The organism is Acidovorax sp. SDU_ACID1 (genome assembly GCF_045291395.1).
Lineage (GTDB): Bacteria > Pseudomonadota > Gammaproteobacteria > Burkholderiales > Burkholderiaceae_C > MR-S7.
The window spans coordinates 2869784-2892911 of the sequence record NZ_CP152342.1; the positions used below are offsets into that span (position 1 = coordinate 2869784).

A 23128-nucleotide genomic window follows, 5' to 3' on the forward strand; every position below is an offset into this window, starting at 1 on the left:
GTGGAACAAAAACCGAAACGCTGGGGGAAGTGTCCGCTGAACCCGGGCCGCCGTGCAAGTGACCTAGCGCCTTCCGCCGAGCAGGCTGCCGCCGATCTTGAGCAGGTCGCCCAGGCCCACCTGGCCGTCGCCGTCCTGGTCCAGCAGGCTGCCCAGCAAGTCGCCGCCCGGCGTGCCCTGGCGCTGCACGCTGGCGCGCTCCTGGCCCAGCATCTGGCCCAGGCCGCCGGCATCCATGCCGCCCGCGCTCACGCGCTGGGCGAGGAAGGACATGACGATGGGCGCCAGCATCTGCAGTAGCTGGCCCGCGTTCGCGCCGAGGCCGCTGGCCTGCCCCAGGCCCGATTCGGCGCGCGCCTGGCCTCCGCCGAGGATGTGGCCCAGGATGTCCGCGCCCGCCCCGCCGCCTTGCCGGCCGCCACCCAGCAGGCCGCCGAGCAGCCCGCCCAGATCCATGCCGCCGCCCAGGCCCGCCGCCTGCTGGGGCATGTGGTCGCGCTGCAGCGCCCCGAACAGCGACTGCGCGCCTTGCGCATCCTGTGCATTGCGGCCCAGCGCGCCCAGCAGCAGCGGCAGCGCCATGGCCACGGCGCTTTGCGTCTCGGCGGTGCTGGTGCCCAGTTGCTGGGCGATGTTCTGCAGCGGCGCGCCCTGCAGTTGCTGCATCAGTTCTTCGGCCAGCAGCGGGGTGGAAGCGGAGTTGTTCATGGTCACGGATTCCTTCAAACGGTGGAGACGGCCCGCGAGGGGCCGCATGCCCGCATGGTATGCCGGCCCGCGCCGGACACGCGGGCATGCCCGGGTCCGCAACCGAAGTTGACAATCGCGGAAGACTTCAAATTCGATAGCTGCCTGCGCTTTCCCATCCAGCGCTGGAGGCCGATTTCGCTCACCACCCTCAGGCGCTGCCGGGCAGCGCGACGGCGGCGCCCCGCGCGGCCTTCATGGCGCGGCGCAGCTCCACGGCCTGCGGCGCCTGCCGGCTTTGCGCCGCATCGATGCGGAACATCTGCACCGTTTCGGAGACGATCTGCGCCTGGGCCTGCAGTTGCACGGCCAGCATCGCGCTCTGCTCGACCAGCGACGCATTTTGCTGTGTGATCGTGTCGAGGTGGGCCACGGCGGCATTCACCTGCGAGATGCCCGAAAGCTGCTCGTTGGATGCGTTGTGCATCTCGCCGATCAGCGTGCCCACGCGCCGCACCATGGAGAGGGATTCCTCCATGGTCTTCTGCGCCTCGCCGGTCTTGCGGTGGCCCTCGCCCACCGTGGCCGCCGACTCGGCGATGAGCTCGCGGATCTCCTTGGCCGCCGCCTGGGTGCGCTGCGACAGGCCGCGCACCTCGGCCGCCACCACGGCGAAGCCCCGCCCGTGCTCGCCCGCGCGCGCGGCCTCCACGGCGGCGTTGAGCGCCAGCAGGTTGGTCTGGAAGGCGATGCTGTCGATGAGCTGCGTGATTTCGCCGATGCGCACCGACGCCTGCTGGATCTGCTGCATGGTGGAGGCCACGCCATCGACCGCCTGGCTGCCGCGCTCGGCCACGGCGGTGGCCTGGTCCGCCAGCTGGGTGGCCTGGCGCGCCGACTCGCTGGTCTGCTTCACCGTGCCGGTGATCTGCTCCATGGAGGCGGCCGTCTGCTGCAGGTTGCTGGCCTGGCTTTCGGTGCGCCCGGAAAGGTTGCGGTTGCCCTCCGCGATCTCGCGCGTGGCGGCGCGCATCTTGTCGCTCTCCTGGCGCGCGTCGCGCACGATGGACAGCAGGTTCACGTTGAGCTGCGACAGCCCCTTTTGCAGGTCGCCCACCAGGTCGGCACGGGTGACGACGGGCTGCTGGGTCAGGTCGCCCGCCGCCATGCGGTTGGCGGCCTGCACCAGCTGCGCCAGCGGCGCCACGGCGACGCGCTGCACGTAGCCCAAAGCCACCAGCGTGACGGCCAGCGCCCCGGCCCACGCCAGCGCGTCCCAGCCTCCTGTGGCATGGGTGGTGGCATAAGCCGCGGCCCCCGCCGCCGCCAGCACGGCCAGGAAGGCCAGTCCGACCTTGCCCGCCAGCCCCAGCGACAGCGACTCCAGCAGCCTTCCTGCCGGCGTGGCCCGTACCAAGCGGCCCGCGCGCAGCGCAGCACCTGGCGGCCGGCCTTCTCCTCCTCGCGCATGCGCTGGTAGAGCCGCTCGGCCTCCTGCACCTGCGCCTGCGACGCCTCGGTGCGCACCGACATGTACCCCACAGGCTGGTCGCCCTCCATGAGCGGCGTCACGTTGGCCATGACCCAGTAGTAGTCACCGTTCTTGCGCCGGTTCTTCACGGGCGCCGACCAGGGCAGGCCGTTGCCGATGGTCTGCCACATATCCCGGAAGGCCTCGGGCGGCATGTCCGGGTGGCGGATCAGGTTGTGGGGCTGGCCCAGCAGCTCTTCGCGGGTGAAGCCGCTGACCTCGATGAACATGGGATTGCAATACAGGATGCGTCCCTGGAGATCGGTGGTCGAGACCAGCGTCTCCCCTTGGGAAAAGCGAATTCCTGCCTACTGACCGGAAGATTCACGCGCATGAAGCCTCCCTCTTTCTTGGCTCTGGTGTGCCAGTTGATATCCCGTTGCCGGAGGCTGATGCTCCCAGCCCGAATCGTCAGAACATTGTGAACGTTGACTTTCCTCAATGTAAAGAAAAATGAAGAAAACCGCCCTCCGGAGCAGCCCTAACGCCGATATGCGACATTGCGGTCTTGGCCCTGCCCCGGCCCGGCGCCGGGGGCCTCTGTTTGCCGGCCCAACCGAGACATACTGCGTTCCGCCTCCATGACACCCGCGATCCGCGTCAGCCCTGCCCTGGCCTCCTTTTCCCCCATCCCATCATCCCTCTCGGGCCCAGGCGCCGGGTTCAGGCTGGCATGGGGCATGGCACTGGCGCTGGCCCTGGCCGCCTGCGGCGACAAGAACGCCGCGCCCGCCGCGGCCGGCCAGCCGCCGGAAGTGGGCGTGGTCACGCTCCAGCCCGAGCGCCAGCTGGTCACCACCGAACTGCCGGGGCGCACCAGTGCCTTCCTGACGGCCGAGATACGCCCGCAGGTTGGCGGCATCGTGCAAAAGCGCCTGTTCACCGAAGGCGCGGAGGTCAAGGCCGGCCAGGTGCTCTACCAGCTGGACGCTGCCAGCTACGAGGTCGCGCTGGCCTCGGCCGAGGCGCAGCTGGCCAAGGCCCGCGCCACACTGGGCACGGCGCAGACCAACGCCCGGCGCAACGCCGAGCTGGTGAAGATCGACGCCGTCAGCCGCCAGGTGCACGACGACAGCCAGGCCGCCGCCGCGCAGGCGCAGTCCGACGTCGGAGTGGCCACCGCGGCCGTGGAGGCCGCGCGCATCAACCTGGGCTACACGCGCATCAAGTCGCCCATCGCGGGTCGCACCACCACGTCCACCGTCACGCCGGGCGCGCTGGTCACCGCCAACCAGGCGGCTGCGCTGACGACGGTATCGCAGGTCGATCCGCTCTATGTGGACGTGACCCAGTCCAGCACCGAGGTGCTGCGGCTGAAGAACGACCTGGCCAGCGGGCGCTTCAAGCGCGAAGGCAAGGACGACGTGCGCGTGGCCATCAAGCTCGACGACGGCAGCACCTACGCCCACCCCGGCCGCCTGCAGTTCAGCGGCGTGCAGGTCAACCCCGGCACCGGCGCGGTCACGCTGCGCGCCGTGGTGCCCAACCCCGACGGGCTGCTGATGCCCGGCATGTACGTGCGTGCCGTGCTGGAGGCCGGCGTGAACGAGCAGACCCTGCTCGCGCCCCAGCAGGCCGTGACGCGCGACCCGGCGGGCAACCCGAGCGTGCTGGTCGTCACGCCCGAGAACAAAGTAGAGCGCCGCCGCATCGTGACCGGTGCGGCCGTGGGCAACCGCTGGGAAGTGCTCTCGGGCCTGTCGGCGGGCGAGCGCGTGCTGGTGGACGGCGCGCAGCGCGCCCGCCCGGGCAGCACGGTGCGTGCCGTGCCCTGGACGCCAAAGGCGCAGGGCGCGGCCGCCCCGGCGTCCGCTCCCGCCTCCGCGCCGCAATAAGGGACGGCCTCGCCATGGCGCAGTTCTTCATCAACCGCCCCGTCTTCGCATGGGTGCTGTCCATCGTCATCATGCTCGCGGGCGGTCTGTCCATCTTCACGCTACCGCTGGAGATGTACCCCGACATCGCACCGCCGCGTGTGACCCTCAACACCACCTACACCGGCGCCTCGGCCGAAACGGTGGAGAACTCGGTCACGCAGGTGATCGAGCAACAGCTCAAGGGGCTGGACCGGCTGCTCTACATGAGCTCCACCAGCGACTCGGCCGGCCGCTCGCGCACCACGCTCACCTTCGAGCCCGGCGCCAACATCGACGTGGCCCAGGTGCAGGCGCAGAACAAGCTGCAGGGCGCGGTCAACCGCCTGCCCGATGCGGTCAAGAGCCGCGGCGTGTTCGTCAACAAGGGGGCCAGGACTATCTGGTGACCTACGTGTTCACCTCGCCCGACCCGAACGTGTCGCAGGTGACCATCGGCGACTACCTGACCAGCAACGTGGTGGACGTGATCGCGCGCGTGGACGGCGTGGGCGACGTGAGCGTGTTCGGCACCAACTACGCCATGCGCATCTGGATGGATCCGGCACTGATGGAGAAGTACGCGCTCATGCCCTCGGATCTGGTGAACGCACTCAACGCGCAGAACGCGCAGGTCTCGGCCGGCCAGCTCGGGCAGTTGCCCGCGGTGCCGGGGCAAATGCTCAATGCCACCGTCACCGCCCGTTCCAAGCTGCAGACGGTGGAGGAGTTCAAGGACATCGTGCTCAAGTCCGCCTCCGACGGCTCGGTGGTCACCATGGCCGACGTGGCGCGTGTGGAGCTGGCGGCCGACACGCTCACCGTGCGCTCCATCCTCAACGGTCAGCCGGGCGCGGGCCTGGGGATCGTGCTGGCCGACGGCGCCAACGCCATGGAAGTGGCCGATGCCGTGGCCAAGAAGATCGCCGAGCTGGCGCCCTTCTTTCCCGACGGCATCACCGGCTTCGTCAGCTCCGACACCACGCCCTTCGTGCGCGCCTCCATCAAGGAGGTGGTGGTGACTCTGGCCGAGGCCATGGTGCTGGTGACGCTGGTGATGTTCCTCTTCCTGCAGAACTTCCGCGCCACGCTGATCCCGGCCATCGCCGTGCCCGTGGTGCTCCTGGGCACGCTGGGCGTGCTCTCTGCCATGGGCTACTCCATCAACATGCTGACCATGTTCGCGCTGGTGCTGGCCATCGGCCTGCTGGTTGACGACGCCATCGTGGTGGTGGAGAACGTGGAGCGCGTGATGAGCGAAGAAGGCCTGTCGCCCAAGGAGGCCACCCGCAAGTCCATGAAGGAGATCACGCCCGCGCTGGTGGGCATCGGCCTCACGCTGTCGGCGGTGTTCGTGCCCATGGCGTTCTTCGCAGGGTCGGTGGGCGTGATCTACCGGCAGTTCTCGGTGACCATCGTCGCGGCCATGGGCCTGTCGGTATTCGTGGCGCTGACGCTCACGCCAGCGCTGTGCGCCACGCTGCTCAAGCCCATGGCGCACGAGCGCACAGTGCGCCACGGCCCGCTCGGCTGGGTGGACCGTTTCTTCCTCTGGTTCAACCACCACTTCGACCGCAGTGCCACGCGCTACCAGGGCGCGGTGGCGCGCCTGCTGCGCCGCACCAGCCGCATGGCGGTGCTGTTCGGCATGGTGCTGGCGGCCGTGGCCTTCATGTTCCACCGCCTGCCCACGTCCTTCCTGCCCAACGAGGACCAGGGCTTCGTGCGCGTCATCGTCACCCTGCCCTCGGGCGCCACCGATGCACGCCTGCAGCAGGTGATGGACGAGATCCGCCTGTACTTCAAGGACAAGCCCGAGGTCTTCAGCACCAACGCCATCCTGGGCAACAACGGCAACCAGAGCTCCGGCTCCATGTTCGTGCGGCTCACGACCTGGGACCAGCGGCCGCTGCCCGGTCAGTCCGCGGAAGCGCTGGTGCGCCAGGCCAACAAGGACCTGGCCAGGATCCGCGATGCGCGCATCATCGTCACGCTGCCGCCGGCGGTGCGCGGCCTGGGCGCGAATGCGGGCATCAACTTCGTCATCAAGGACCTCAACGGCCTGGGCCACGAGGCGCTGATGCAGGCGATGGACAAGGTCATCACCACCTCGCGCGACCACCCGGCCCTGACCAACATGCGCACCACCGGCTTCGACGACACGTCCGAGCTCAAGGTGGAGATCGACGACCGCAAGGCTGCGGCCCTCGGCATCGCCGTGGCGGACATCAATGGCGTGCTCTCCAGCGCCCTCGGCGGCACCTACGTGAACGACTTCATCCACCAGGGCCGCGTCAAGCGCGTCTACATCCAGGGCGATGCGCCCTCGCGCATGCTGCCGCAGGACATCGGCCAGTGGTCCGTGCGTAACAAGAACGGCGAGATGGTGCGCTTCGCGGCCTTCGCCACCACCTCCTGGTCCAGCGGCTCGCCCCAGCTCATGCGCTACAACGGCAGCCCCGCCATGGAGATGGAGGCGAACACCGCGCCCGGCGCCAGCTCGGGCGACGCGATGGCCGCCATCGAGGAAATCATGGCCACCATGCCGACCGGCATCGGCTTCGAGTGGACCGGCGCCTCGCTGCAGGAGCGCCAATCGGGCTCGCAGGCGCCCATGCTCTACGCCGTCTCCATCCTCTTCGTGTTCCTGTGCCTGGCGGCGCTCTACGAGAGCTGGAGCGTGCCCTTCTCGGTCATGCTGGCCGTGCCGCTGGGCGTGATCGGCGCGCTGTCCGCCACCTACCTGCGCGGCATGGCCAACGACGTCTATTTCCAGGTCGGTCTGCTCACCACCGTGGGCCTGGCGTCGAAGAACGCCATCCTGATCGTGGAATTCGCCGTGCAGTTGCAGGAGCGCGGGCGCAGCCTGTTCGACGCCACGGTGGAAGCCGTGCGCCTGCGCCTGCGGCCCATCCTCATGACCTCGCTGGCCTTCGGTTTCGGCGTGCTGCCCCTGGCCATCGGCACGGGCGCGGGCGCCGGCGGGCGCCAGGCCATCGGCACCGCCGTGCTCGGAGGCATGGTGTTCTCCACCCTGCTGGGCATCTTCTTCGTGCCCGTGTTCTTCCTCATCGTGCGCCGCCTGTTCACGCGCACCCCGGCCGCCCACCAGGCACCCCAGCCGGAGGCCACGCCATGACCCGCCCCTCCATCCCCGTGCTCTGGGCGCTGCCGCTGGCGCTCACCGCCTGCACCTCGCTCGCGCCCGAGTACCACGCCCCCGCCCTGCCCGTGCCGCAGACCCTGGGCGCCACCCAGCCGCAAGTCCCGGCGCAGGCGATGGCCCCGGACCGCGAGGCCGCCCTGCGCATCACCGAGGACGGCCCCATGCCCTGGGCCGGCTTCATCCAGGAGCCGCGCCTGCGCGAGGTGGTGGCCCTGGCGCTGGACCACAACCGCGACCTGCGCGTGGCGCTGCTGGCCATCGAGCGGGCGCGGGCGCAGTACGGCATCGAGCGCTCCGCCCTCTTCCCGGCCGTCAATGCCACGGGCGCGGGCAGCCGCAGCCGCACGGCCGACGACCTGGTCACCGCCGGCCGGCCCAACGTCTCGGGCCAGTACAGCGCCCAGCTCGGCTTCACCGGCTACGAGATCGACTTCTTCGGCCGCGTGCGCAATCTCAATGAAGTGGCGCTGCAGGAGTTCCTGCGCGTGGCCGAGAACCGCCGCAGCGTGCAGCTCAGCCTGGTGGCCGAGGTGGCCAATGCCTGGCTCGCCCTGGATGCCGATGCGCGCCGCCTGCGCCTGGCCCGCGAAACCCTGCGCGCGCGCCAGCAGGCGCTCGACCTCACGCGCCAGAGCCACGCGCTGGGCGCCGCATCGGGCCTGACGCTGGCGCAGACCCAGACCACCGTGGACAGCGCCCGCGCCGACGTGGCGGCCTACGTATCGCAGCTCGCCAAGGACCGCAACGCGCTGGCGCTGCTGGCCGGCACCCCCGTGCCCGACACGCTGCTGCCGCCCGGCGTGGCCGATGCCATGGCCCCGCCCACCGCCACCGGCGCCGGCGCCACCCCGCACCTGGCTCCGCCGGCCGAGCCCGCCGCGGTGCTGCTGGCCGTACCGTCCGACCTGCCTTCCAGCGTGCTGCTGCGCCGCCCCGACGTGCAGGCGGCCGAGCACCAGCTCCAGGGCACCTACGCCAACATCGGCGCAGCGCGCGCAGCCTTCTTCCCGTCGATCACCCTCACCGCCTCGGTGGGCGTGGCCAGCAACCAGCTCTCGGGCCTGTGGGGCGGCGGCAACGGCACCTGGAGCTTCGCGCCGCAGATCCGCCTGCCGATCTTCGACGCCGGCCGCAACCGCGCCAACCTGCGCGTGGCCGAAACCGCGCAGGGCACCGCCGTGGCCCAGTACGAGAAAGCCGTGCAGACCGCCTTCCGCGAGGTGGCCGACGCCCTGGCCGAGCGCGCCACCCTGGCCGAGCGCCTGGACGCGCAGCGCTCGCTGGTGGACGCCACGCAGCGTGCGCTGGAGCTGTCGGATGCACGCTACCGCCTGGGTGCGGACAACTACCTCACTGTGCTGGACGCGCAGCGCTCACTCTATGCCGCACAGCAGGCGCAGATCTCGCTGCATCTGGCCGAGCAGGTGAACCGGATCACGCTCTACAAGGTGCTGGGCGGGCATTGGGCGGACGGCACCCTGCTGCGCGAGGATGTGGAAGGTATGGCGAACAGGGGCTGATTGCTCCTGAGTTGATAGCTGCCAGCGCTTTCCACATAAGCGCCAGAGCCCAGTTTCATTATTAACCAGTCGCCCCGACCACGCCAGCCGACTCGAAACTGGCCATCTCCCGCAGCACCGCGCAAGCCGACACGAGCAACGGCCAGGCCAGCGCCGCCCCCGATCCCTCTCCCAGCCGCAGCCCCAGGTCCAGCAGCGGCTGCGCGCCCATCGCATCCAGCATGGCCGCATGCCCCCGCTCCCCCGAGCGGTGCGCGAACACGCAGCGCTGCAGTACCAGCGGCTGCAGGCGGCTGGCCACCAGCACGGCAGCGCTCGTGATGAAGCCGTCCACCACCACCACCCGGCGCTCGGACGCCGCCTGCAGCACCGCCCCCACCAGCGTGGCCACTTCGAAGCCGCCCAGCGCCGCCAGCGCATCGAGCGGCGCCACAGCGCCGGCGTTGGCGTCCAGGGCCTGCCGCAGCACCGCGCGCTTGCGGGCGATGCCCTCGTCGTCCAGCCCGGTGCCTGCGCCCGTGCACTCGGCCAGGTCCACGCCTGCCAGCCGCGCCAGCAGCAGCGATGCCGCAGAGGTGTTGCCGATGCCCATCTCGCCCAGCAGCAGCGCGTTGCCGGGCAGCGCGCGCACCACCTCGCGGCCGTTGGCGATGGCGGCTTCGCACTGCGCATGCGTCATGGCAGGGCCTTGCGATGCGTCCTGCGTGCCGTGGGCGATCTTGCGCACGACCAGGCCGGGGCGCGGCGCGAAATCCTTGGCCACGCCGCAGTCCACCACGGTGAGCGCCAGTCCGTGCTGGCGCGCCAGCACGCTCACGGCTGCGCCGCCGGCGAGGAAGTTTTCCACCATCTGCCAGGTCACGTCGGCGGGATAGGCCGACACGCCGCGTGCGGCCAGGCCGTGGTCGCTGGCGCACACCAGCATCTGCGGCGCCTGCAGCGCGAGCGTCTCGGTGCCCAGGATGAGGCCCAGGTGCAGCGCCAGGCGCTCCAGTTGGCCGAGCGAGCCGAGCGGCTTGGTCTTGTGGTCGATGCGGTGCTGCAGCCGGGCGGCCAGTGCCGCGTCGTGCAGGTCGCCGATGGAAGGGAGAAGGGAAGAGGTCGTCATAAGAGCGTGTTCATGATCTTTTCATGGTGCCGCGAGCGCGTCGAGCACGCCCGGGGCGAAGTGGGTAGCGATGCCCTCGGCCAGCCCGTCGAACACGCTGTCCAGCGTGGGCGCCTGCGCACCGAACAGCGCCTGCAGCGCGGCCGCGTCCTCGAACAGACCGTGCAGGTACAGGCCCAGCACGTTGCCCGCGGCGTTGCTCCAGGCCAGGCCCGGCAGCACTTCGCGGGCCACGTCGCCTGCGGCGGCCATGGCGGGGTGCTGCGCGGTCTGGCCGTGGTGGATCTCATAGCCTGCGACCACCACGCCCGCCAGAGGCGCCCAGGCACCGGGCACCGCGCCGAAGCGCTCACGCGTGGGCCGCACCGTCTTGCCCTGCGCGAAGGCGGTAACCAGCGGCAGCAGGCCCAGACCGGGCGCGTTGCCATCGATGCCCTCGGTGTCGATCAGGGCCTCGCCCAGCATCTGCAGGCCGCCGCACACGCCCAGCACGCGGCCGCCGCGCGCCGCGTGCGCGGCGATGGCTCCGTCCAGCCCTTGCGCGCGCAGCCAGCCCAGGTCGGCCGCCGTGGCCTTGGAGCCGGGCAGCACGATCCAGTCGGCGCCCGCCAGCGCAGCCGGGCTGCGCGCCCACACGAGGCGCACGCCCGGCACGTTCTTGAGGGGCTGGAACTCGTCGAGGTTGCTGATGCGCGGGTAGGCCACCACGGCCACCGTGGTGTGCACGGCGCCCGCGGCGGCGCTGCGGTCGTCGAACACGCCGTCCTCCTCCGGCAGGCCATGGCGCCACTGCATGGGGATGGTGGCCACGGTGGGAATGCCCGTGCGGCGCTGCAGGTCCTCGGGCGCAGGCGCGAGCAGGCTGGCGTCGCCGCGGAACTTGTTGAGCACGAAGCCGCGGATCAGCGCGCGCTCGTCCTCGGGCAGCAGCGCCCAGGTGCCGTACAGGTGAGCGAAGGCGCCGCCCCGGTCGATGTCGGTCACCAGCAGGCAGCGCGCGCCGCCATGCCGCGCTACGCGCATGTTGACCACGTCGCTCGCGTGCAGGTTGGTCTCGGCGGGCGAGCCGGCGCCCTCGATCACCACCACGTCGTTCTCGGCGCGAAGCTGGCCGAGCGCGGCGGCGATCTGCGGCCACACGTGCTGGCTGCGGCCGCGCCAGGGCATGGCGGAGAGCGCTGCGCTCACCTGGCCCAGCAGCACCACTTGGCTGCGGGTGTCGGCCTCGGGCTTGAGCAGCAGCGGGTTCATGCGCACGTCAGGCGTGGCGCGCGCGGCCAGGGCCTGGAAGTACTGGGCACTGCCGATCTCGCCGTATCCACCCAGGGGTGTGGCGACCACGCGCGCGTTGTTGCTCATGTTCTGCGCCTTGAAGGGCGCGACCTTGAGGCCCTGGTTGCTGTAGTAGCGGCACAGCGCGGTGGCCAGCCAGCTCTTGCCGGCGCCGCTGGTGGTGCCCAGCACCATGACGCAGCGAGCGGTCATGCGGGCCTCCGGGGCGCGGGCAGCGGGCGCACCATGCGGTCCATGGCGTGTTCGAGCGCTGCGGCCCCATCTACGCACAGGCCCGTGTGCACGGGCGAGGTCTGAATGATGCTGCTGCGCCGCGCGGTGAGCCAGTGAAAGCGTGCGCGCAGCGGCAGCCGGGCGATGGGGCCGCCGTCCGGCGCGCCCGCGCAGATGGCGACGATGGCGCCCAGGTGGCGGTGCACGGTATCCACGTCAGCGTGCGGATCCAGCGCCAGTAAGCGCGCCGTGTCCAGCTCCACGGCCGCGCGCAGGAAACCGGTGCGCTGGCACGAGAGGATCACGCCCGCGTTGATGAATTCCTCGCGCTCCACGCGCGGCACCACGCGCACGACGGCGTAGTCGTACAGCTCAGCCGCGCGCATCGATCGCCCCTTGCAGCCAGCGGCCGCGGTCGGCCAGGCGGGCCTGGAAATAATCGGCATAGGCCTGGGCCGGCACGCCCGCCTGGTCCAGGAAGTCCTGCGGCACCGCGGCCACGATGGCCTGCAGCACGGCGGGGGTCAGCAGCGCGGCCAGTTCGGCATCCACCTGCGCCAGGCCGTCGGCGCGCGGCAGCAGCACGTGTTCGCCGGTGGGGGCGAAGGGCTTGCCCGGGTCGGCCACCGTGCCGTTCCAGGCGTGGTGGAAGGTGAGGCTGGCGCCGTGGTCGATCAGCCAGGGCCGGCGGTGCCAGACCAGCAGGTTGGTGTTGCGCGCCGTGCGGTCCACGTTGCTCACCAGCGTGTCGAACCATACGAGGCGCGAGGCGAAGTCGGCCGTGACCTCGTCCACGGCGGGGTCGAAGTTCACCGCGCCGGAGAGGTAGTCCAGCGCCACGTTCAGGCCACCGCTGGCACGGATCAGGTCCTGGATCTCGGGGTCGGGCTCGGTGCGCGCCAGTTCGGGGTCGAGCGTGGCCAGCACGATCTCGGGCACGGGCAGGCCCAAGGCGCGGGCGATGCCGCCAGAGAGGATCTCGGCGATCAGGGCGCGCACGCCCTGGCCGGCGCCGCGGAACTTGAGCACGTACAGGCCGAGGTCGTCGGCCTCCACCACGGCGGGCATGGAGCCGCCTTCGCGCAGCGGCGTGACGTAGCGCTCCACCATGACGGAGCGCAGGGGTTGGACTTCAGGGGTCATGCGAAATGGTAGCCCGCGCCGGTCCATGCCTCGCGCAACGCCTGCTGCGACACGGGCGCGAGCACGCCCAGCCGCACATGGCCCGGCAGGCCGAACGATGCGCAGTCGCGCAGCTTGACGCCCCGCGCGCGCAGCGCCTGCAGCGCGGCGGGAACGTCCGCTACCGGCAGGCGGGCCGTGAAGTAGTTGGCCAGGCTGCCGGGCACCACGGCCCAGCCGAGCGCCGTGCACAGCGCCGCCTGCCGCGTCTTCCAGCTGCGCAGCGTGGCGAGCGATGCGGCCAGCCAGGCCTGCGCGCCCTCCTCCACCCAGGCCTGGAGCAGGGCCACACCGTCCGCGCCGAGGGGCCAGGACGGGGCCAGCGCCTGCACGGCCGCGGCCTGCGACACCCCCTCGGCGGTACCGGGCGCGATGGCATACGCCGCGCGCACTCCGGTCAGGCCCAGGGCCTTGTTGGGCGTCCACATCTGCCAGGCATCCCCGGGCGGGGCCGCACCGGCACCTTCGAGCCGCAGCGGCGCATAGGCGCAGTCGATCACGCGCAGCGCGCCCGGCGATGCGGGCTGCCGCGCCCACTGCGCAAGGGCTGCATCCGCCGTGCCCAGGGGGCTCGCGGGCTCGCAGGCCCAGTGCAGCGCGGGCTCCTGCGGCGCCAGCGCCAGCCCCCATGCCTGCGCCGCGCGCGCGTAGTCGCCATAGCCATGCGCGGGCAGCACGGCGTGGCGCAGGCCGGCGCGTGCCGCGCAGGCCGTGATGCGGTGGATGAACTCGCTGGCGCTGGCCGCGACGATGATGCGCCCCGCCTCCACGCCATGGAACGCGGCCAGGCGCGCGCGCAGCGCCGTGTAGGCGGGATCGGGGTAGCGGCTGCGGTCGGCCTCGCGCAGCGCGGCGAGCGCCTGCGGGCAGGGGCCGCAGGCGTTGGCGTTGGTGGAGAAATCGTGCGCCGGTACGCCCAGCGCGTCCGGCCCGCCGTGCACCGCGTTCATGGCAGCGCCCAGTACAGCAGCGCAGCCGCCATTGCCGCCACAGGTGCGAGCAGCAGCACCGCGAGCGAACCCAGCCTGGCCGCGCGCCGCGTGTCCAGCGGCCCGGCACGGCGGCCGCGCGGGTGCAGCGCATAGACGCCGGGCTTGGCCAGGCGCACGCCCAGCGCCAGCGCCATGGCCGCCATGGGCCAGCCGCTGTTGGGCGAAGGCGTCTTGCGCGCCTCGCGCGCCAGCGCGCGCAGCGGCAGGCCGCGCGCGGCTTGCGCCAGCAGCAGTGCGGTGAGGCGCGCAGGCAGCCACGAAAGCACGTCGTCGGCGCGCGCCGCCCACTTGCCGGCCCATTGCCAGTAGCGCCCGCCGCGCATGCCGGTGTAGCCCCACATCGCATCGGCCGTGTTGGCGAAGCGGTAGAGCGCGGCGCCCGGCAGGCCCAGCAGCGCGAACCAGAACAGCGGCGCGACCACCGAGTCGCTGAGGTTCTCGGCCAGCGACTCGATGGCCGATTCGCGCACCTGCACCGCATCCAGCCGCTCCACGTCGCGGCTCACCAGCCGTGAGAGCCGCTCACGTCCGGCGGGCAGCGACTGCGACAGCGCCACCTCCACCGCCAGCACTTCGCCCTTCAGCATGCGCCACGCGAGCAGCGGCTTGAGCAGCAGCGCCAGCGCCAATGCCGCCAGCGGCGCGGGCAGGTGCAGCGCCAGCCGCTCCAGGCCCCAAAAGACTACAAAAACAATAGCTGCCAGCACACACCAGGCAAGCGCTCCGAGCCAAAAAACCTTGTAATCCCGCCCCCGGGGCGAGAGTGGTGCCAGGCGCTCGCCGCACCAATGCAGCGCGTGCCCCATCCACACCACGGGGTGCACGGGCGCGGGCGGCTCGCCCCACAGCGCATCGACGGCCAGGGCCAGCAGCAGCGCGCCGGCCACTGCCAGCGCCATGGCCACCTCCATCACAGGGCGAAGCCTCCGGCTTCGCCGTGCAGCCAGTCCGCCTGCACCGCCCTGCCCTCCAGCGCCAGCAGCGCCTGCTTGCGCGGCAGCCCGCCGCCGAAGCCGGTGAGGCTGCCGTCGCTGCCGATCACGCGGTGGCAGGGGACGATGATGGAGATCTTGTTCTGCCCGTTGGCCGCCGCCACGGCGCGCGTGGCGGTGGGGCGGCCGATGGCGCGGGCCTGGCTCGCGTAGCTGCGGGTCTGGCCGTAGGGAATGGCGACGAGGGCGTGCCACGCATCGATCTGGAACGGCGTGCCCACCAGGTCCAGCGGCACGCCGAACGCAGTGCGGCGGCCCGCGAAGTATTCGGCCAGCTCGTGCGCGGCCTGCGCGGTGATGGCGCTGTCGCCCTCGCCCACCGGGCTGCCGCGCGCAGCCTCGACCTGGGCCAGTTCGCGCTCCACGCCGCGCTGGCCGATGAATTCGAGCAGGCACAGGCCCTGCGGCGAGGCGACGGCCAGCATTTCGCCGAGCGGCGTGGGCAGGCGGCGCGACAGGAGGGCCATGGAGATCAGTCCTCAATGCCGCGCTGGGCGGGCACGCCCGCCTGGAACGCGTGCTTGATGAGCTTCATCTCGGTCACGGTGTCGGCGATGTCGATGATTTCCTGCGGGCAGCGGCGGCCGGTCAGGCACACGTGCACCAGCGTGGGCCGGGCGGCCAGCGTGTCCAGCACCTCCTGCAGCGGCAGCCAGCCGTAGATCAGCGGGTAGGTGATCTCGTCGAGCACGACCAGGAACGGGTCGCCCGAGAGGATGGCCGCGCGGGCCTTCTGCCAGCCATCGCGCGCGAGCTGGGCGGAGTGCTCCAGGTCCTTGCTCTTCCAGCTGAAGCCGTCGCCCAGGCCTTCGATGGGAATGCCCAGCTGCTCGAACATGCGGTGCTCGCCGAAGCGCGCCGAGGGCACCTTCATGAACTGGAAGATCTTCACGGCCTTGCCGCGCCCGTGCGCGCGCAGCGCCAGGCCGAAGGCCGCCGTGCTCTTGCCCTTGCCGTCGCCGGTGTGCACCAGCACCAGGCCCCGGCGTTCGCCCTGGGGCTTGTCGTAGCGGGCTTCGGTGGGAGGATTCTCGATCTGCATGGGACGATCCTAATCAATCAAGGAAGAGGTTGCCTGCGCCGCCATGCGGGGCAAGGCGATCCAGGCGCCGTCGATCTGGCGCACCTGGATGCGGTGGTCGAATACCTGTTCCAGCGCGCGGTGGGTGGTCGCGTCGGCGCAGGGCCCGTGGTGCGCCACGCGGCCGGCGGCCATGATCACCATGTCGTCGGCCTGCAGCGCGATGGAGACTTCGTGCAGCACGCTGACCACAGTGCCGCCCTGCTCCACCAGGGCGCGCACGGCGAGCATCCAGTCGGTCTGGTGCGGCGGGTCCAGGTTGGCCAGGGGCTCGTCCATCAGCGTGACGCTCGCCTGCACGGCCAGGGCCCGCGCCAGCAGCACGCGCTGGCGCTCGCCGCCCGACAGTTCGGACAGCGCGCGCGCGTGCCATTCCCAGGCCTGCGTGGTGTGCAGCGCCTGCTGCACGGCGGCGTGGTCGGCGGCGCTGGGGGGCGCCATCCACGGGCGGTGCGGCAGGCGGCCGAGCATGGCGACCTCGTAGGCGGGCAGGTCATCAGCCGTGGACTCGTTCTGCCCCAGCCAGGCGAGCTGGCGCGCCCGCTCGCGCATGGGAATGGCGTGCAGCGGGCGGCCCAGCAGCTCCACCTGCCCCTGCGCGCGCGCATGGCGCAGCAGGCCGGCCAAGGCCTTGAGCAGCGTGGACTTGCCCGCGCCGTTGGGGCCGACCACGCTGGTCCAGCGGCCGGCGGGCAGGTCCAGGTCGATGCCGCGCAGTATGTGGGCATTTCCAATGCTGGCGCTTATCTGGCGAGCGCTGATAGCTATGTTTTTCATAGTCCGCCTCCGCGCGTGCGGCGGTGCATGAGCCACAGCAGGTAGCTGCCGCCCAGCGCGGCGGTGAGCACGCCCACGGGCAGCTCCTGCGGCGCGATGACCCAGCGCGCCAAGATGTCGGCCGCCAGCAGCAGCACCGCGCCCATGAGGCTGGACAGCCACACGTGCCACTGGTGCGTGACGCGCGCGATCGACCGCACCAGGTGCGGCGCCGCCAGGCCGACGAAGGCGATCAGCCCCGTGTGCGCCACGGCCAGCCCGGTGGCCAGCGCCAGCGCCAGCACCAGCCCGGCACGCATGGGCGCGAGCGGCAGGCCCAGGCTGGCAGCAGTGGCCTCGCCCAGCATGAGCCCGTCCAGCAGCCGCGACAGCGCCCAGGCCGTGCCCGCGCACAGCGCCCAGCCGGCGGCCATGAGCGCGCAGGCCTGCCATCCCACGAAGGCGGAGCTGCCCATGGTGAAGACCTGCATGGATTCCAGAATGCTGGGCTTGGCCACCTGGATCAGGTCGCGCACCGCGCCCAGCACCACGCCCACGATCACGCCCGCCAGCAGCAGGCGCAGCGTGTGCTGCACCCCGCCCGCCAGCGTGAGCGTGAGCAGCACGGCCCCGGCCGCGCCGAGGAAGGCCATGCCGACCACGCCCAGGCGCACCAGCCAGCCCGCCGTGGTGGGCGAGACGCCCAGCATGGCCATGGCGATGGCCCCGCCCAGCGCCGCGCCGGAGGCGCTGCCCAGGAGGTAGGGGTCGGCCAGCGGGTTGCGGAACAGGCCCTGCGCAACGGCACCGGCCAGCCCCAGCAGCGCGCCGGCCAGCCACGCGCCCAGCGTGCGCGGCAGGCGGATGTCCCACACGATCTGCCACGCCAGCGGATCGCTGCCCATATGCAGCACGCTGTCCCAGCCGGTGCTCCCCACGCTGGCGCCCAGCAGCAGCAGCACGGCCGTGCCTGACAGCAGCCAGGTGGCCAGCAGCGCCGCGCGGCGGCTGCCGGGCGCCGGGCCCGGTGCCGCCGGCTCCACGGCCGCGGCAAGGGTATCGCTTGGGGGAACGTGCAGGTTCATGGGAAGGACTTTGCCAGGCAGCCGGCCATGATGCGCGCGGCCTCGGCCATGCGCGGGCCGGGGCGCACCACCACGTCGGAGACTTCGGGGCCGAACTCGCACATGCGCCCCTCCTTCACGGCCGCCATGTTCTGCCAGCCAGGGTAGAGCACCATGGGCTGCATGCTGCGGTTGGCGACCATGATCACGTCGGGCCGCGCGCGCAGCACGAATTCCGGATTAAGGCGCGGGAAGGGCCCCAGCTCGGGCGGCACCACGTTGCGCACACCCAGGCGCACCAGCGTCTCGCCGATGAACGAGCTGGCGCCCGCCGCGTAGGGGCCGCGGCTCACCTCGAAATACACCCGCGTGCCGCGCGCCCGCTCAGGCAGGGATTGCGCGGCGGCCTGCACGGCCGCGTCGATCACGCGCCACACGCGGTCGGCGCCCTGCGCATGCGGCACGGCCAGCAGGTCGCCCACCACGCGCAGCACGCGGCGCACGTCGGCGTGGCTCTTGGGCTCCAACGCGGCCACCTTCACGCCCAGGGCCTCCAGCCGGTCGCTCACGCGGCTGCTGACGGACAGCAGCACCACGTCCGGGCGCAGGGCGACGACGACCTCGATGTTCGGGTCGAGCCCGCCGCCCACCTGGGGCAGGCGCTGGATGGAGGCGGGCCAGTTGGAGTAGCGGTCCACGCCCACGATGCGGTCGCAGTGCTGCAGCTCGCACACGCTTTCGGTCAGCGAGGGCAGCAGGCTCACGATGCGCCGGGGCGGCTCGTCGAAGTGGAGCTGGCGCCCCCGGTCGTCGGTGATGGTGATGGCCTGCGCGGCGCCGGCCAGCAGGCAGCAGGCGGCGAGCAGCAGGCGGTGCCAGGGCTTCATGTGTCGTCCTTCAAGGTGAGCGGCAGTCCGGCCGCCATCAGTGTCACGCGGCGGCAGGCGGCGGCCGCGCGCTGGTTCAGCACGCCCAGCGCATCGACGAAGGCGCGCACCTCGCGCCCCAGCGGGATGACGCCCAGGCCGATCTCGTTGCCCACCAGCACCACGGGGCCGGGGCTGGCAGCCAGCGCTTCGAAAAAGTGAGCTGCTTGCGCTTGCCAGTCAAGCGCTGGAGGCTGATTTGACTCGGATTCCATGGGCATCAGCCAGTGGGTGAGCCACAGCGTGAGGCAGTCCACCACCACGAGGGTATGGGCCGCGCCATGGCGCGCCAGCGCGCCGGCAAGGTCGCGCGGCGCCTCCACCGTGGCCATGCCAGGCACGCGCTCGGCACGCTCGCGCTGGTGGCGGGCGATGCGTGCACGCATTTCGTCGTCCCACGGCTGGGCGGTGGCGATGAGCACGGCGCGGTGCGCGGGGGATTGCGCCAGCCAAGCGCGCGCGAGCAACTCGGCGCGGCGCGACTTGCCGCTCTTCTGGCCGCCCAGGATGAGTTCGCTGCGGGCGATGTTCATGGCGCCTGCGTGAAAAGCGCGGCCACGGCCCGCGGGCTGGAGGCGAACCACGCATGGAAGTAGCTCGCACGGATGCTGCCGTGGCGGTAGACGGGCTCGTCCACGGCGTCTTCGCCGGGCCGCCGGGTGTGGGCGCAGGCGGTGGCCGGGCTGTCGGTGGTGCTGTAGTGGAAGGTGTGGCCGCGCAGCGCCTGCGCGCCATCCACGCCCTCGAGCGGCACTTCGCGCGGCCCCAGCGCCGCCAGCCGCCGGCGCATCGCGGCGCGGCCCGGCAGCAGGCCCCACATCGGCACGCTGCGGCCATCGGCCAGCGTGAGCGACTCCAGCAACGCCAGCATGCCGCCGCACTCGGCCCACACGGGCCGGCCTGCCCCCACGTGCGCGCGCAGGGCCTCGCGCAGGGCCGTGTTCGCGGCCAGCGTGTCGGCATGCAATTCAGGGTATCCGCCGGGCAGCCACACGGCGTCGCAGGCGGGCAGCGGGTCGCCGCGCAGCGGGGCAAAGAGGGCCACCCGCGCGCCCAGGCTGCGCAGGGTGTCCAGGTTGGCGTCGTAGACGAAGCAGAAGGCCGCGTCCTGCGCCACGGCCACGGTGCGGCCGGCGAGCAGCGGCGGCACGGGCGTTGGCTGCAAGGGCGCGGCGAAGTCCACGGCAAAGCGCTGCAGCGCCTGCAGATCCATGCGGCCCAGCGGCGTGGCGGCCAGCGCGTCGGCGGCCGCATCGAGGCGCGGCAGGGCATCGGGCAGCTCCTGTGCGCCCACCAGGCCCAGGTGCCGCTCGGGCAGGAGGCCACCAGGCTCCCCCGTACCCGCAGCGGCATCCGTGAGGCGTGGCAGGGCGCCCAGCCAGTCGGCGCCGTCCCGTAGCCCGGCGCGCAGCATGTCCGCGTGGCGCTCGCCCGCCACGCGGTTGGCCAGCACGCCGGCCCAGGGCAGGTCCGCCCAGTAGTGGCGCAGCCCGTGCACGACGGCACCCAGCGTGCCGGCCATGGCACCGGCATCGACCACTGCCAGCACGGGCATACCGAAGCGCCGCGCCAGCGCGGCCACGCTGTGCTCGCCGTCGAACAGGCCCATCACCCCTTCGACCAGCAGCAGGTCCGCCTGCGCGGCGGCTTGCGCCAGGCGCTGCGCGCAGTCGGCCTCGCCGGTCATCCACAGGTCGAGCTGGTGCACTGGCGCGCCGCTGGCGAGCTGGTGCCAGTGGGGATCGAGGTAGTCCGGCCCACACTTGAAAACGCGCACGCGCCGGCCCTGGCGTGCATGCAGGCGCGCCAGGGCGGCGGTGACGGTGGTCTTGCCCTGGCCCGAGGCGGGCGCGGCGATGACCAGTGCGGGGCAGCGGGCCATGTCAGGTCAGCGCGGGGCCCACTTCAGGCCGACGTACACGGAGCGCCCCGGCGTCACATAGGTGCGCGCCAGCTGGTAATCCTTGTCGCCCAGGTTGTCCACGCGGGCGAGCAGCGTGAAGTCGCGCGCCACCTGGGTGCTGGCATAGAGGTTGACAAGCGTGTAGCCGCCCAGCACCTGCGTGTTGGTCGCGTTCTCGAAACGCTGGCCCGAGGCCTGCACCTCGGCGCCCAGCGTCCAGCCGGCCAGCTGCGTATCGGCGCCGAAGGTGGCATGGCGCTTGGCGCGGCGCTGCAGCTGCTTGCCGGTGGTGAGGTCCTTGGGGTTCTGCAGGTCGATGGAGCCGCGCAGCGTCACGCCGCCGATGCGGTGGCCCGCGGAGAGAGTGACGCCCTTGTATTCAGCGCGGCCCACGCTGTTGTAGCAGCCGAATGCCTGGTTGCAGGCCGTGTAGCCGCTGTCGAAGACGATCAGGTCGCTCACGCGGTTGCGGTAAGCCACCACGCCCGCATAGCTGGCGCCGCTCGCGTAGCGCAGGCCCAGTTCGACGTTGCGGCCTGTCTCGGGCTTCAGGCTGGGATCGCCGTAGATGCTGAAGCGCTGGTACAGCGTGGGGGCGCGGAAGGCCGTTCCAGCCGATGCCGTGGCACGCAGCGTGGGCGTGATCGCGTAGCCATAGGCCACGCTGCCCGTGTTCTTGCTGCCGAACTCGCTGTCGGAGTCATGGCGCACGTTGAGCTGCAGGGTGTGGCCGCCCGCGTTGAAGCCGTAGCCCAGGGCCAGCGCGTCCTGCGAGCGGTCGCGGTCGATGGGGGCATTGGCCAACTCGTCCTCGCGGCGCTCCAGCGCGGCGGTGAACAGGTGCGCGCCCAGGCGGTATTCGTTCTGCCACAGGTAGCCGCGCAGGTGCGTGCGGGTGAGGTAGTAGGCAGGCGTGGTTTCGTACCGGCTGACCGAGTCCGTGACCGACACGCGCGAGCTGAACGCATCCGTCCACTTGGCCGACCAGGTGAGGCCCGCCGTGTGCATGCGGTTGTCGTTCTGGTCGTTCTCGGGGTTGGCCGGGGTGTATTTGGAGCCGTCGTAGCCCGACTTCATCTCGTTGGCCAGCAGCGTGGCGTCGAGCCGATGGGCGGTATTGATCTGGAAACCCAGGCGCGCATTGCCCGCCGTGGCGCGGTAGCCGTCCTTGTCGGGGTTGTGGCCCGCGTTGTCGCGGATGTCGTAGCCGTCGCTGCGCTCGTGGCTGATGCCCAGCGCGTAGTCGAAGGCGCCCGCCGCGCCGCTCACGCCCGCTTCGATCTTGCGCAGGTTGTGCGAGCCCAGGCCCACGCCCACGTAGGGCGCCGCCGGGCCCTCGCCCTTCTTAGTGAAGAGCTGGATCACGCCGCCCATGGCGTCCGAGCCGTAGACAGCAGCGGCCGGGCCGCGCAGCACCTCGATGCGGTCGATCTGCGACAGCGGGATCTGCTCCCACACGGCGCCGCCGGTGGACTGCGAGTCCACGCGCACGCCGTCGATGTACACGGCGGTGAAGCGCCCCTCGGCGCCGCGCATGAACACATTGGACGAATTGCCTACGCCGCCGTTGCGCGTGATCTCCACGCCCGGCAGGCGCGCCAGCAGGTCCACCAGGCCGGTGGCGCCCGCGGTGTCGATGGTCTCGCGGTCCACGATGGAAACGTCCGCCACGATGTCGGTCAGCGGCTGCTCGGTGCGGGTGGCGGTGATCACGACTTCATTCAGGGAAGGGGCGCGCAGATTCTGCGCCACCAGCACGCCACCCTCCTGGGCCTGCGCCGCACAGGTCACCATGGCCGCCAGGGCCAAGGCCGAATAGCGCAGGTGCGCACGCGCGGGCGCTGCGGCGCACTCGCGGAAAGACCGATTCATCATAGGAAAAATTACTGCTAGGTAACCCGTGCCAGCTTCCCCGCCAGCGTTGGGTGATACAGCCGCGTGCGCCTTTTTGCAGGCGCACACGGCCACCATGTTGGCCGGTATCCGGGCTGGCGGAACAGCTTCCATGGCCTTCCCAGGGGCTTGTTCAAGGCACCCAGTGGCGTGTGTATGAAAGTGGAGCCGGCGTGCGACTCATCCGCTGACCGTTGCGGGGGCAGCGCAGGCACAGGACACGCTCCATGGCGGAGGCGCCTTCCCTGCTTCCCGTTGAACTGCGGCATGCGAACCACGCCGCGAGCACCAACGCGTGTAATTTTACGTTGCCCGGCGACGCCGTCCCTACAATCGGCGGCGTATGGCCCACCCCTCCTCCCTCGATCAGATCGCCGAGCGCGTCGAGCGCTTGCTGCTGCGCCATGCGGAGCTGCAGCGCACCAACACGCTGCTGGCGCAGCAGGTCATGGCGCTCACGCAGGAGCGCGACTCCCTCCAATCCCGCCTGCAGGCCGCCCGCGCGCGCGTGGACGCACTGCTTGACCGCCTGCCCCCTGCTTCCGAGACGAAGGACGCGCCATGAAGCAAATCGAGGTCCAGATCCTGCAGCAAAGCTATGTGCTGGCCTGCCCCGAAGGGCAGGAGGCCCGCCTGCTGGACGCCGTGGAGCGCGTGGACACGGCCATGACCCGTATCCGCGACGCGGGCAAGGTACGCGCGCGCGAGCGCATCGCGGTGCTGGCTGCCCTCAACCTGGCATTCGAGCTGGCCGACCGGGAAGCCCTGTCCGCCGCGGCGCAGTCCGTTGCGCGGGCCAGCGCCGCGCCAACCGGCACGGATGAAGCCGCCGGCGACGAACGCGTGCAGCAGTTGCTGCTGCGCCTGGACGAAGCCCTGGGTGACGACGGGCGACTCTTGTAAGCATTCCCTGAAGAGGTCCCCAACCCGGACTCGCGGCCTTACAATGGAACCGTCTGCAGTGCTGC

At 71.5% G+C, this 23128-nt stretch carries 19 protein-coding genes, 2 pseudogenes and 1 riboswitch; of the genes and pseudogenes, 5 read left to right on the top strand and 16 right to left on the bottom strand.

The annotated features are described in order from the left end of the window. Positions 1 to 63 precede the first annotated feature (63 nt). Entirely contained in the window at positions 64 to 708 is a 645-nt protein-coding gene (locus AAG689_RS14180) for a DUF937 domain-containing protein (protein ID WP_406622590.1), read from the bottom strand. Positions 709 to 898: 190 nt separating this feature from the next. Further along, a pseudogene (locus AAG689_RS14185) lies at positions 899 to 2552 on the bottom strand (methyl-accepting chemotaxis protein). Between the two features lie 247 nt (positions 2553 to 2799). Between AAG689_RS14185 and AAG689_RS14190 the strand changes: the two are divergent. From AAG689_RS14190 to AAG689_RS14200, 3 genes and pseudogenes are all read left to right on the top strand, one after another. Then, the gene (locus tag AAG689_RS14190) at positions 2800 to 4053 is read left to right on the top strand and encodes an efflux RND transporter periplasmic adaptor subunit (protein ID WP_406622591.1); all 1254 of its coding nucleotides are present in this window, start codon (positions 2800 to 2802) and stop codon (positions 4051 to 4053) included. Between the two features lie 14 nt (positions 4054 to 4067). Continuing rightward, a pseudogene (locus tag AAG689_RS14195) lies at positions 4068 to 7210 on the top strand (efflux RND transporter permease subunit). Next, complete coding sequence (locus tag AAG689_RS14200; RefSeq protein WP_406622592.1) at positions 7207 to 8757, top strand: efflux transporter outer membrane subunit; 1551 nt, start codon at positions 7207 to 7209, stop codon at positions 8755 to 8757. Before AAG689_RS14195 ends, AAG689_RS14200 begins: the two are co-directional and overlap by 4 nt. Positions 8758 to 8818: 61 nt before the next feature. Here the strand turns inward: AAG689_RS14200 and cobT are convergent, their stop codons facing one another. From cobT to AAG689_RS14270, 14 genes are read right to left on the bottom strand one after another with little or no spacing between them, the layout of a single operon-like run. Further along, positions 8819 to 9865: a nicotinate-nucleotide--dimethylbenzimidazole phosphoribosyltransferase gene (gene cobT / locus AAG689_RS14205; RefSeq protein ID WP_406622593.1), complete on the bottom strand. Its 1047-nt coding sequence runs from the start codon at positions 9863 to 9865 to the stop codon at positions 8819 to 8821. 21 nt (positions 9866 to 9886) lie between these two features. Next, positions 9887 to 11350, bottom strand: coding sequence for a cobyric acid synthase (locus AAG689_RS14210; protein ID WP_406622594.1), 1464 nt, complete (start codon positions 11348 to 11350; stop codon positions 9887 to 9889). Next, positions 11347 to 11757, bottom strand: a complete 411-nt coding sequence (locus AAG689_RS14215; protein WP_406622595.1) for a DUF3037 domain-containing protein — start codon at positions 11755 to 11757, stop codon at positions 11347 to 11349. Before AAG689_RS14215 ends, AAG689_RS14210 begins: the two co-directional genes overlap by 4 nt. Beyond that, entirely contained in the window at positions 11744 to 12514 is a 771-nt protein-coding gene (locus tag AAG689_RS14220; protein ID WP_406622596.1) for a HipA family kinase, read from the bottom strand. The genes AAG689_RS14215 and AAG689_RS14220 overlap by 14 nt, the downstream gene beginning before the upstream one ends. Then, a complete protein-coding gene (locus tag AAG689_RS14225) occupies positions 12511 to 13503 on the bottom strand; it encodes an aminotransferase class I/II-fold pyridoxal phosphate-dependent enzyme (protein WP_406622597.1) in 993 nt (330 codons plus the stop codon). The genes AAG689_RS14220 and AAG689_RS14225 overlap by 4 nt, the downstream gene beginning before the upstream one ends. Further along, complete coding sequence (cbiB, locus tag AAG689_RS14230; protein WP_406622598.1) at positions 13500 to 14444, bottom strand: adenosylcobinamide-phosphate synthase CbiB; 945 nt, start codon at positions 14442 to 14444, stop codon at positions 13500 to 13502. The genes AAG689_RS14225 and cbiB overlap by 4 nt, the downstream gene beginning before the upstream one ends. Before the next feature lie 11 nt (positions 14445 to 14455). Then, positions 14456 to 15004: a methylated-DNA--[protein]-cysteine S-methyltransferase gene (locus tag AAG689_RS14235; RefSeq protein WP_406622599.1), complete on the bottom strand. Its 549-nt coding sequence runs from the start codon at positions 15002 to 15004 to the stop codon at positions 14456 to 14458. A gap of 5 nt (positions 15005 to 15009) precedes the next feature. Next, positions 15010 to 15579: a cob(I)yrinic acid a,c-diamide adenosyltransferase gene (cobO, locus tag AAG689_RS14240; protein ID WP_020228271.1), complete on the bottom strand. Its 570-nt coding sequence runs from the start codon at positions 15577 to 15579 to the stop codon at positions 15010 to 15012. A gap of 9 nt (positions 15580 to 15588) precedes the next feature. Then, positions 15589 to 16395, bottom strand: coding sequence for an ABC transporter ATP-binding protein (locus AAG689_RS14245; RefSeq protein WP_406622600.1), 807 nt, complete (start codon positions 16393 to 16395; stop codon positions 15589 to 15591). Beyond that, complete coding sequence (locus AAG689_RS14250; RefSeq protein ID WP_020228273.1) at positions 16392 to 17459, bottom strand: iron ABC transporter permease; 1068 nt, start codon at positions 17457 to 17459, stop codon at positions 16392 to 16394. Before AAG689_RS14250 ends, AAG689_RS14245 begins: the two co-directional genes overlap by 4 nt. Next, positions 17456 to 18325 carry an ABC transporter substrate-binding protein gene (locus tag AAG689_RS14255; protein ID WP_406622601.1) on the bottom strand — a complete coding sequence of 290 codons (870 nt, stop codon included), beginning with the start codon at positions 18323 to 18325 and terminating at the stop codon, positions 17456 to 17458. Before AAG689_RS14255 ends, AAG689_RS14250 begins: the two co-directional genes overlap by 4 nt. Further along, entirely contained in the window at positions 18322 to 18897 is a 576-nt protein-coding gene (locus AAG689_RS14260) for a bifunctional adenosylcobinamide kinase/adenosylcobinamide-phosphate guanylyltransferase (RefSeq protein ID WP_406622602.1), read from the bottom strand. Before AAG689_RS14260 ends, AAG689_RS14255 begins: the two co-directional genes overlap by 4 nt. After that, a complete protein-coding gene (locus AAG689_RS14265; RefSeq protein ID WP_406622603.1) occupies positions 18894 to 20246 on the bottom strand; it encodes a cobyrinate a,c-diamide synthase in 1353 nt (450 codons plus the stop codon). Before AAG689_RS14265 ends, AAG689_RS14260 begins: the two co-directional genes overlap by 4 nt. A gap of 6 nt (positions 20247 to 20252) precedes the next feature. Then, entirely contained in the window at positions 20253 to 22142 is a 1890-nt protein-coding gene (locus AAG689_RS14270) for a TonB-dependent receptor domain-containing protein (RefSeq protein ID WP_406622604.1), read from the bottom strand. An 81-nt stretch (positions 22143 to 22223) separates the two neighbouring features. Further along, a riboswitch (cobalamin riboswitch) is annotated at positions 22224 to 22468 on the bottom strand. Positions 22469 to 22503: 35 nt separating this feature from the next. Between AAG689_RS14270 and AAG689_RS14275 the strand changes: the two genes are divergently transcribed. Both AAG689_RS14275 and AAG689_RS14280 read left to right on the top strand, forming a co-directional pair. Continuing rightward, complete coding sequence (locus tag AAG689_RS14275) at positions 22504 to 22725, top strand: hypothetical protein (protein WP_020228278.1); 222 nt, start codon at positions 22504 to 22506, stop codon at positions 22723 to 22725. Further along, on the top strand, positions 22722 to 23063 hold the full coding sequence (locus tag AAG689_RS14280) for a cell division protein ZapA (protein ID WP_020228279.1): 342 nt from the start codon (positions 22722 to 22724) through the stop codon (positions 23061 to 23063). The genes AAG689_RS14275 and AAG689_RS14280 overlap by 4 nt, the downstream gene beginning before the upstream one ends. Positions 23064 to 23128 lie beyond the last annotated feature (65 nt).